An 8,603-nucleotide genomic window follows, 5' to 3' on the forward strand; every position below is an offset into this window, starting at 1 on the left:
GGGGGCTGAACTTTATCTGTGAGGTAGGTGCGCGACTGCTCGGCATTGAACAGCCCGACTGGTATCAGGGTGCGGCCCGCAGCCCCTAGGGCTGCGTCGGCGCGTCGTGTGGTGACTACGACCGAACCCGGTCCAAGGGGCCAAAGTCCGCGCAAGTCGGCTGGGTCTGCGAGGTCGTCAAGAACCACCAACCATGCCTGGCTAGTCCCCGAGAGCCAGGTCAGCAGCCACTCGGCCGCCGCCTCGCCGCCTTGAGGCACGGCGGGGTCTTCGGCCCCGGTGACCGCGGCGGCGGCCTGAGAGTAGGCAGCGACGATTCCAGCCCGAGTGCTGGCGGTGACCCACAGCGCCAACCCTCCCCGTTTCGCTCCTGCGGCCCACCTCCGGTAGTGCTGCGCGGCGAGTTGAGACTTTCCGACCCCTCCGGGCCCTGTGAGCACTGCTGTCGACTCATCGGTCTGGGCAGAGTCGGGGCTGGCTCCCGCGACTTGCTCAAGGCGGAAGGTTTCGTCGGGCCGTTGCTGCAAATGGTCTGCCGTCGCCGGCGGCCGGCCAACCCTCAGTAGGTCTGACTTTGTGGTCGCAACCGCTCCCGTGACGAGACGGAAGGCGTTGATCCAGTCCACAAGCTCGGGACCGGGGACCTCGCAGAGGTGTAGATAGCGCAGCACCCAGGCCTCCTCGAGGCGCTGGCCTCGTTCCGCACGTCCAACCTTGTCACGTTTCACTGCGCCACCGGAGCGCTCCTCGAGAGCACGCAGGGATAGGCCGGCATGCTCACGCGCCCTCTTGAGCGCTGCGCCGAACTCAGCGGCGTGAGTCAGGGTGCTCAGCTGCCCGCGCGATGGGCGAGATGGCCGAGTGCTCGGTCCCGACATGGCTTCTTGTCCCTTGTCAGATGTCCGCACGGCGGCGTCGTGTCCGTTCTCGGTCGGACACCCGCTTCTTGACCTGCAGCGTGGCACCCATCGCGTCCGCCCGATACCGGACGCGCAGGCCAATGGAGTGCGCTTAGTGCCGACCGCGCACCGTGCTCCTTATACGGAGGGCTTGATGCCTGACTGGCTCCACGACCTCGCCGGCCTCGACGGACCTCTGAGGCTGGCCGCTGCCTTGATCAACTTCGTCGCTGCCGTCCTCGCCCGACGGCGCGATCGCAGCCGACGCGACTCCGGCGCCGTGGTGGCGAGCGCATCGAGACGGCGTGAGCGGCAGACCGGAGCTGACGCGGGCGCAAAGGCTCAGGCCCCGGACACTCAGCAGCGAACTTCCGCCCGCGACAAGACCGTCGACGCCCCGTCGGACCCGCTCGAACTCGCGTGACTGCAGCTCACCGCCGACCCTAGAGGTGCACTAGTTGGGCGAAGCCGGGCTCGGTGATCTTCAGTTGATCTCGGTCCACCAACTGCTCCACGAACTGCTTTCCGCCGATGCCTCTGGTGCTCAGCGGATCACCTGCGAAGCCAACGGAAATCCGACAGGACCTGGCATGCACGCGGCGGGCACGCAACTACGGATCAGGAGACTAAGACCGAGACCGACGACGGAACGACTACCTACCGCGCCTCGCTCACTTCCGCTACCGGAACCGCGCGTGACCTCTGAGTGAATGCTGCTTCGGCGGCCTTCCTCGGCTCAATGGCGTACGCCAGCAGCGGCCTAGAACCCGGCGCGGGGCGGTGAGCCCCAGACGCCCCGGAGGCACGCGAGGGCCTGAGGCCATCGCGCCCCTTAATTTATCGAGCAGAGGTGTCGCCACCGCCCCGCGAGTTTCCTCATGGCTGTGCGGGAGGCGAGAAGGGTCGCTACAGGGCGTCTGGAGGTCCCGGAATACCTTCAGTCCGCTCTATTGGATCACGCCGAGGCGGGATTGGGCGCGGCCATCAAACGACGAGTACGTTACTCCAGACCGACCTCAAACAGACCGCAGAGCTTCAAAATGCCGGAGAAGATAGCGCTCCTCAGCATACGTTAGCTCATAATTCTCATCAACGATTCCGGATCCATCGTACAAACCTCGAGGCAGGTTGGCGAAGACGACCTTCAAATCGACGAACAGAGACCTGGCTACTTCTCCCATCTTTCTGGGCCGCCGCACTGTAATGGTCTTGTCATAACCCGCTTCCCGCAAGGTCGAGTCAAGCGACCGCAGCGCCGGAGAGCCAGAGGGCGAGATAACGCGGATGCTGAAGACATCACCCGGATTTCGTGCTTCCGACTTAAAGATCTCAAGGATATACTGATGAGTCCTGCGTCGAGTCGACTGTATGGTCAAGCTTGATGACTGCCGCTCCTTCTCAAGCGAGCGTGTCGCATCAGTATTCCCGGTGACCAGATTGGCAAAGTTTTCCAGCTGCCCGTCAAGAGTGCTCTCGGAGACCTCAAGAATCGAGCTCTCCCCGGCTTCCGTGCTCAGTTCGAGACTGTGACGACCCGCGTGGTAGCCAATTTCGAGGTTGAATCCTCTACCGGCCCATGATCCTGCCAGTATCCTCTTGGTCTTACTGCGGCCTACCTGCGCTTGATTATCTACGGCAGGTTCTTCCGTGTTAGTCCCGTCTCTGTCCGGAGAGCCTAGTCCTTTCTTGATTTCGTCTAGCTGATTGAGCCACCACCTTTTCTCTGCGTCCTCAACTTCGAGCTTTCCCAGGATAGCGTTCAGGACGGGCTTCGAAGGCACCGAGCTTCCGCGGAAGATTCTATAGAGAGTCGCCCTAGAAATCCCGTACTTGATGCTGGCCGACGATACAGCTTTCGCGAGATCCTTGGCACTGACAGGACTGAGCCTTCTGAGTTCGTCCAATGCTGGGGCGAGCTCTAGCCAGGTCGGACCGTCAAGGGACTGAGGCACAAGGTTGCCCTTCTCGCTTGAGCAGTTATGACTGCTAGCTGTGCACGCCAAAGAAGCGTCTCAAGCTTTCTGTCGCAGTCTACACGATGTGTCTCAAGTCGTCTCGCCGGTCTCATCGCGGGAGACACAGTCGCACTGCTGATCAAGGTGTAGCGGGACCTTGCTGCGGCTCGGGATTTCCGCAACCTTGTGATGTATCGGCCGCCGAGCGAGCCCCGAAATCACCTGAGGAGGGATACCGCAATGAGCACGGCTCTCATCGTGGCACTTGCTACAGTCTTGATGGGCACTTTGAGCGTGTTAGGCGCGATCGTCTATCTGCGCCGCGCGCATCTCGCATTCGCTAAGCATGTATACGACAAGGGAGGAAGGAAGGATCTTGCAGCGGTCTTAGGCGCTTCTCGCCATCTTGCGGAACTTCCGTTCCGCGTTCGATCTAAGAAGCGATGCGTCGAGGTCGACCGTCCTGGCTCCGCCTAGGTGGTAGCCGCCCGCCGAGCCGATGAGTCAACTCAGTTGAAGATAATTCCTCGGAGGGGAGGATGCCGCGACGCTCTCCAGTAGATCGCGGAGTCCAATCCTCCTGCACCCAGTCTCTGATTATACCGAGCATCGAACACTTGGCCGCGACGCTAAGGCAGGCGTAGTGCCGCTGCTGGCACGCGACTGCTCGAGAAACCGCGACCACAAGCTTCCCTGCGCAAGGGCTCCGCGGCGATTCTGTGCGGTAGGGGCCGGCCCCCTGGGATGGAGCGATGTCCGCGGCCGACCTGACTCTGGGCGTGCTCGCCTTGCCGGCGCCAATCTCGACACGGCCAACCTGATAGGCGCCAACCTTGAGATCGACCTTCTCCGCAACGCCAGCCTCCACAATGCTCGCCTTGAAGGGGCCGTACTTGAGAGCGCGATCCTTGTTGGCGCCGAATGACGATGCGGTCCGGCAGGGCGCCGACCTCAGTGGCGGCGGTCCGGATGGCGCGGGCTTGGTCGGTGCGAACGGGTCTGCCCAGACTTCGGTTGACCCGGGTTCGGTCAGTGGGTCAGGCCGCGTGAGCGGTGTTGAGCAGTGTCTCGAACTCGACCGGGGTCAGTCGAGCGAGGGCGGCCTGGCGTGGGCGGCGGTGGTAGGTGGTTTCGATCCAGGTCACGATCGCCAGCCGGAGCTCGGCTCGGGTGGCCCAGCGGCGGCGGTTGAGGACGTCTTCTGCGTGGAGTAGGTCCGAGAGGTCCGCAGCATGACCAGAGTCGCTGGTAGAGGCTGTGTGAGGCGGAGCACGGGAATCTCTTAATCCGTAGCCGGAGCGTTCGAGGGACCTGGCAAGTTCACCGGCGGGCATGGACGGATCGATAGTTGCCAATCAGGTTCTTGCTGAGCCGGCCTCGGGTCTTGACCTCGATGCCTTCCTCGACGGCCCAGGCCCGGATGCGCTCGCGCTCCTCGCCGGTGAGTCCGTCTGGGCCCAGACGTGACGCGGACGAGTCACTGATGGCCGCCGCGGGGGCGTCGGTCTGCTCGTCGACGGCAGGCGCCGGCACGTCGGGTGTTGTCGTGCTGCTGGGGGCGCCGGTGTTGGGCAGGGCTGCGGGGTCACCGCGGTGGAACGCGTCGCTAACGGCGCTCGGGATGCGACCGCGGGTGGAGAGCTGGTATCCGTGACGGGCGGCCCAGTTTTGGATGGCTTGGTTCTGCTCGCGTCCGCCGGCGGCGCTCGACGACGATTTCGTGGATGTCGCGGTGGCGCGGCGGCGGGCCGGGGTCGCGGGACCGCGGCCTCGCCCGGTGCGTCGGGCGTGATCGATGTAGGAGGCGAGCTCGTCGCGCAGGGCCGCAGCGTGGGTGTGGCTAAGGTCGATCTCGTAGAGGATGCCGTCGAGGCCGAACTCGAGGTTTTCGTCGGCGTCGGAGCCGTCGAGGTCATCGACCAACATCACCGTCGTTCGCTGTGCCACCCGCGTACTCCGTAACTCGAGACCAGCTGTCGAGCGCAGGGTAGAGCTCGCATCCGAGCGGACGCCTCGCACCAGTACCTCCCGCGCGACCGTGCCGTCTCGGACGACGCCGAGGTGCCCGAACTCCCACCCCCGCCTCCTCGAGAAGGCCCGGGCAGTTGGTCTTCACTGTGTGCGGGCTCGGGGTCACGATCGAACCGGGACCATTGACCCTGTCCGGGCGACGCCAGTCAGCGCGATCGTCGGGAGGGCTCTGGCGGGACGACCGGATGCCCCCGGAGCACCGCAACGTAAGACTGCGCGCCGTTAGAAGCACCTGCGAGCAGCCGAGCGGTCTTCGACACGACGGGGTCGAGGCGAACGGGTGCAGGACTCATGAGTGCTGGCACGGCGACCGTGCGCTACTTCGGCGGGGCCAAGGCCGCCGCTGGTACCAAGAGTGAGCTCGTGGCCCTCCGCGCTGGTGCCACCCTCGACGGTCTTGTCGCGGCCCTGTCCGCGAGCCACGGCAGTGCCTTGGCCCGTGTGCTCGCGGCGGCGAGCTTCCTGCTCGATGAGGTCGCCGTGCGCGACCGCTCCGCTGTCATCCCTGACGGGGCAGTGATCGACGTGCTCCCACCCGTCGCCGGCGGCTGAGTGATCGCGGTCCACGAACTGGTCCACGAACTGCTCCCCACTGATGCCTCTCGCGCTCAGTGGATCACCTGCTTCGCCCACCCATGCCCACCAGGACCGGGCATGTACGCGGGAGGCACGCAACTACGGATCAGATGCTTCTCGAGGTTGTGAGAACTTTCCGTACGTCTTCGAGCCGGCCCTGACGGGCCGGTCGGGCGGCCTCCCGCCTCTACCTTCGGCGCGGCGTCCGGCGCGCGCACGCCCGCCACGGTGTCAGGCCATCGAGAACGCCGAAGTCCCCACCGCCGTCGAGCTGGGCTGCAGGGACAAGACGATGCGGACCAGGGGACGAGCAGCAGCGCAGATTCGCGCTCAGGGCCGCGCGGGCCAAGAGATCGGGCGGACCGCCTTCGGTGGGTGCCTGACGGCCTCTTCAGCGTGACATGGCCGCCCTCTGCATCAAGGGTGCTGCGAATCGGCTGCGCCGACCGCCTCCGGCGGCCCTTTGACACAGAAGCCTCTGCGCCCATGACCGGCGCTCTGGGCGGTGACGGGGAGAGCACCCCGCCACCCGGGACGGGGCCGAGAGGCCCTACAAGCCACGCGGAGGCCAGCATCATGCCCGCGCCCACCGAAACCGAACTGTTCGAGACGAGCCGCATCTGGCAGCGCTGGAATAGTGCCGGTTACGGCGCTCGTGAGCGCCATCTCCTCTGCGATGATCGTCAGCAGCATATGGGCAGCGAGCACTTCAACCTGAGCCGCCCCACGGGTAGCATCACGAGCTGTGAGTCGCCGAGGTAGCTGTATCGAAGCAGTGCGGGTCCGAGCGACGGCTCAAGCCTGACCATCAATACCAAGATCAATCCCGAACCGAACTAGTGGTCTTGGCGCACAGCACGATACCAGCATTCGACGATGCACCTCTACTTTCTACCGCTAGCCGTCGGTCGTACCCGGCGATAGGTAGGGCGGGAATGGCAGTCACAAACCTGGCGTTACATCGAGGACGGGAGTATCGAGGCGCAACCATACGGATGATTCGCCCGAGAGGGGAGACGAATGGACTGTCAGATACTTCCACCTGCATATACTAGCAACAGTACAACAGTATGCGGGGGCGCGGCTTTCTCTGTTACAACTATCCCAGTCCTGCATACTGTAACCTGGTCAGGTGATCTTGGCGAGTATCAAACTTTCCAAGATGGACACGGATTTACCGGCCGTTGGGATACGCCGGGCACCAAGACGATAACAGCCCATTGCGACAACTCCGAAGTGGTATTCACGGTCGTTGTCGCACCTTGTGTCATTACCTCTCTCGATGTAAATAGGGCGCGCGTGAAGCGATTTGATATCGTTGGGATAACCGTCGATGCTATACCAAGCGCGTCTGCAAATGCCACATGTCCCGGACGAAGGCTCCAGTGGACCGGAGACCTCGGGGTTGATAATCAAGAGGTCGGCAATTCTTTAACCACTCATTGGGAGCAACCCGGGCTACAGAGGGTGACAGTGACCTGTGGTGGTGGTGCTAGCGCAACGACCTATATTGAAGTATCGGACGATTTTAGCGACGGCTCAATCTGGCTAAATGCCGATGCGGAGCTGCGGCGTCAAAAAAAGACCGCGCGGCGCGAGTATCGAAATTGGACAATCGCCTCTGTAGGATACGCGGGACTCGCCGGCCTCGCGGGATTCTTTGTCGCAGGCCCTGTTGGTGCATGGATTGCCGCCAGCGCAACGGCAAGTGTCGCCGTGTCCGGAACAATGGCAGTCATTAAGGAGGAGAAGGCTGAGGATCCACCCCGCGATGATTTCGATGTGGTTTCCCGTTTTCAGGACCTAGTCTTCAATTTACCAGCGCCCGCCACTGACGACCATGAGCGTATGCTTACGTTCCTCTCGCAGATGACTTCCATGATCTTCTGCGAGAGGGACCTCATCCTCTCCTTGGAACGCTTAGATGGGGCACTGAACTCCGCGATCGTGGATCAGGGTCGAGTCGGTGAGTTGATCGATGCCCCGTTTGTTTCAGAGCAAGTTGGCGCAATAGTTCACAATGCATCAATTGGTAGTAGTCTGGCGTTGGCGATCCTGTCGTCGATTCCGGCCGTGGACGAGGTGTACCAAGAGCTCGTCGGCCAACTGGCAGCACACATCGAAGCCTACCAAGGGCTACCCCCACAGGACGTGCAGGACTCTATTAAAAACGCATGGGCTTCTCAGCAGGCCGATATCCGTACACAACTCGGACTACTGGCATCTGACATGCCTCTTCTGAATCTCGGCATCGAACGCTCTGTCGATGAGCTCGTCAACGAGCTGGGGGAGCTGCGGCCTTTGCCCAATACACTATTTAGCGACGATACCATAAGCAACGTTGCTGATATGGCGGCGAGTTTGAATGAGCTAGCTGCTGCCTACGACGACGGACTACTCAGGTCGGCGCGGCCATTTCCCGTCTACTCAAGCCGACGCGGTGTTCGCACGCCAAGCGAGTGATCGTCCAAGCCGTGACGGGTGCTCCAAGACGTAGCTCCGGACGCGAGAAGGTTCGTCGCGAGGGCTGGCCGAGGAAGCGGCGTGCAGAATAGGTGCTGAAGTTCGTCCTCGGCCAGCGTGAGCTAAACCGTCATTGCGCGTCATTGGCTCTAGTCGTGGGTTCGGCACACTCCTGTCAGGGCCCGATTGGCAGACCTTGCACCCACGTCGTCGCGAGAGCGGGTCCCCGCTGGGCCCATCTGGGGACCACCCTAAGCAGTACTGCCGAGCGCCCACGAAGATCGGCGCCGAGCGGCTCGTCATGCACAACTTCGGCGCGCGGTCGATCGCCGGGAACACTGCGGGAACGTGCTGCTCAGCACGGTGCGCTGACCCCCGGCGCTGCCCGATACGAAAGGAGCAGCTCAGACCCACTCAGCGGTCCTCGGGTGCGGTGGGCAGCACGGCCGGTCTGGCTTCACACCGGAGCGCTCGCCCCGCTGCCTGGACTTGCGTTCGATGCACGAGGTGCAGCGGACCCGGTCCGCCACCGGCCGCGGTCTGTAGCAGCCGGATAGCGTGACCTTGGGGCGGTGCCCGAGCTGGCCTGGGTGGTGTTGACGGGGGACGAGGCGGACCGACGAGATGAAGATCGCGACCTACAACGTTAACGGCGTCAACGGGCGGCTGCCGGTTCTGC

6 protein-coding genes and 3 pseudogenes are annotated in these 8,603 nt (G+C 63.2%); 4 read left to right on the forward strand and 5 right to left on the reverse strand.

Annotation, left to right across the window (positions count from 1 at the left end):
• Positions 1 to 14 precede the first annotated feature (14 nt).
• Positions 15 to 878 (reverse strand): annotated as a pseudogene (locus tag WCD58_RS33870) (helix-turn-helix domain-containing protein); the annotation flags it as partial.
• A gap of 175 nt (positions 879 to 1,053) precedes the next feature.
• Here WCD58_RS33870 and WCD58_RS29895 point away from each other — a divergent pair.
• Positions 1,054 to 1,323 carry a hypothetical protein gene (locus tag WCD58_RS29895; protein WP_337706775.1) on the forward strand — a complete coding sequence of 90 codons (270 nt, stop codon included), beginning with the start codon at positions 1,054 to 1,056 and terminating at the stop codon, positions 1,321 to 1,323.
• Between the two features lie 592 nt (positions 1,324 to 1,915).
• On the opposite strand, the gene WCD58_RS29900 is transcribed toward WCD58_RS29895, so the two are convergent.
• The gene (locus tag WCD58_RS29900) at positions 1,916 to 2,680 is read right to left on the reverse strand and encodes a hypothetical protein (RefSeq protein ID WP_373696305.1); all 765 of its coding nucleotides are present in this window, start codon (positions 2,678 to 2,680) and stop codon (positions 1,916 to 1,918) included.
• Between the two features lie 817 nt (positions 2,681 to 3,497).
• Here WCD58_RS29900 and WCD58_RS33800 point away from each other — a divergent pair.
• The gene (locus WCD58_RS33800) at positions 3,498 to 3,779 is read left to right on the forward strand and encodes a pentapeptide repeat-containing protein (RefSeq protein WP_373696306.1); all 282 of its coding nucleotides are present in this window, start codon (positions 3,498 to 3,500) and stop codon (positions 3,777 to 3,779) included.
• 112 nt (positions 3,780 to 3,891) lie between these two features.
• Here WCD58_RS33800 and WCD58_RS29905 read toward each other — a convergent pair.
• The 3 genes and pseudogenes from WCD58_RS29905 to WCD58_RS29910 form a co-directional block, all read right to left on the reverse strand.
• A pseudogene (locus WCD58_RS29905) lies at positions 3,892 to 4,053 on the reverse strand (IS3 family transposase); the annotation flags it as partial.
• Between the two features lie 121 nt (positions 4,054 to 4,174).
• Positions 4,175 to 4,387 (reverse strand): Lsr2 family DNA-binding protein, encoded by a 213-nt coding sequence (locus WCD58_RS33850; protein WP_444876332.1) that lies wholly within the window; start codon positions 4,385 to 4,387, stop codon positions 4,175 to 4,177.
• A gap of 57 nt (positions 4,388 to 4,444) precedes the next feature.
• Positions 4,445 to 4,801, reverse strand: a pseudogene (locus WCD58_RS29910) (histone-like nucleoid-structuring protein Lsr2); the annotation flags it as partial.
• 375 nt (positions 4,802 to 5,176) lie between these two features.
• On the opposite strand from WCD58_RS29910, the gene WCD58_RS29915 reads away from it, so the two are divergent.
• Together WCD58_RS29915 and WCD58_RS29920 are read left to right on the forward strand one after the other, a co-directional pair.
• Positions 5,177 to 5,437, forward strand: coding sequence for a MoaD/ThiS family protein (locus WCD58_RS29915; protein WP_337706777.1), 261 nt, complete (start codon positions 5,177 to 5,179; stop codon positions 5,435 to 5,437).
• A gap of 1,491 nt (positions 5,438 to 6,928) precedes the next feature.
• Entirely contained in the window at positions 6,929 to 7,924 is a 996-nt protein-coding gene (locus tag WCD58_RS29920) for a hypothetical protein (protein WP_337706778.1), read from the forward strand.
• Positions 7,925 to 8,603 lie beyond the last annotated feature (679 nt).

Source organism: Actinomycetospora flava (assembly GCF_037400335.1).
Lineage (GTDB): Bacteria > Actinomycetota > Actinomycetes > Mycobacteriales > Pseudonocardiaceae > Actinomycetospora > Actinomycetospora flava.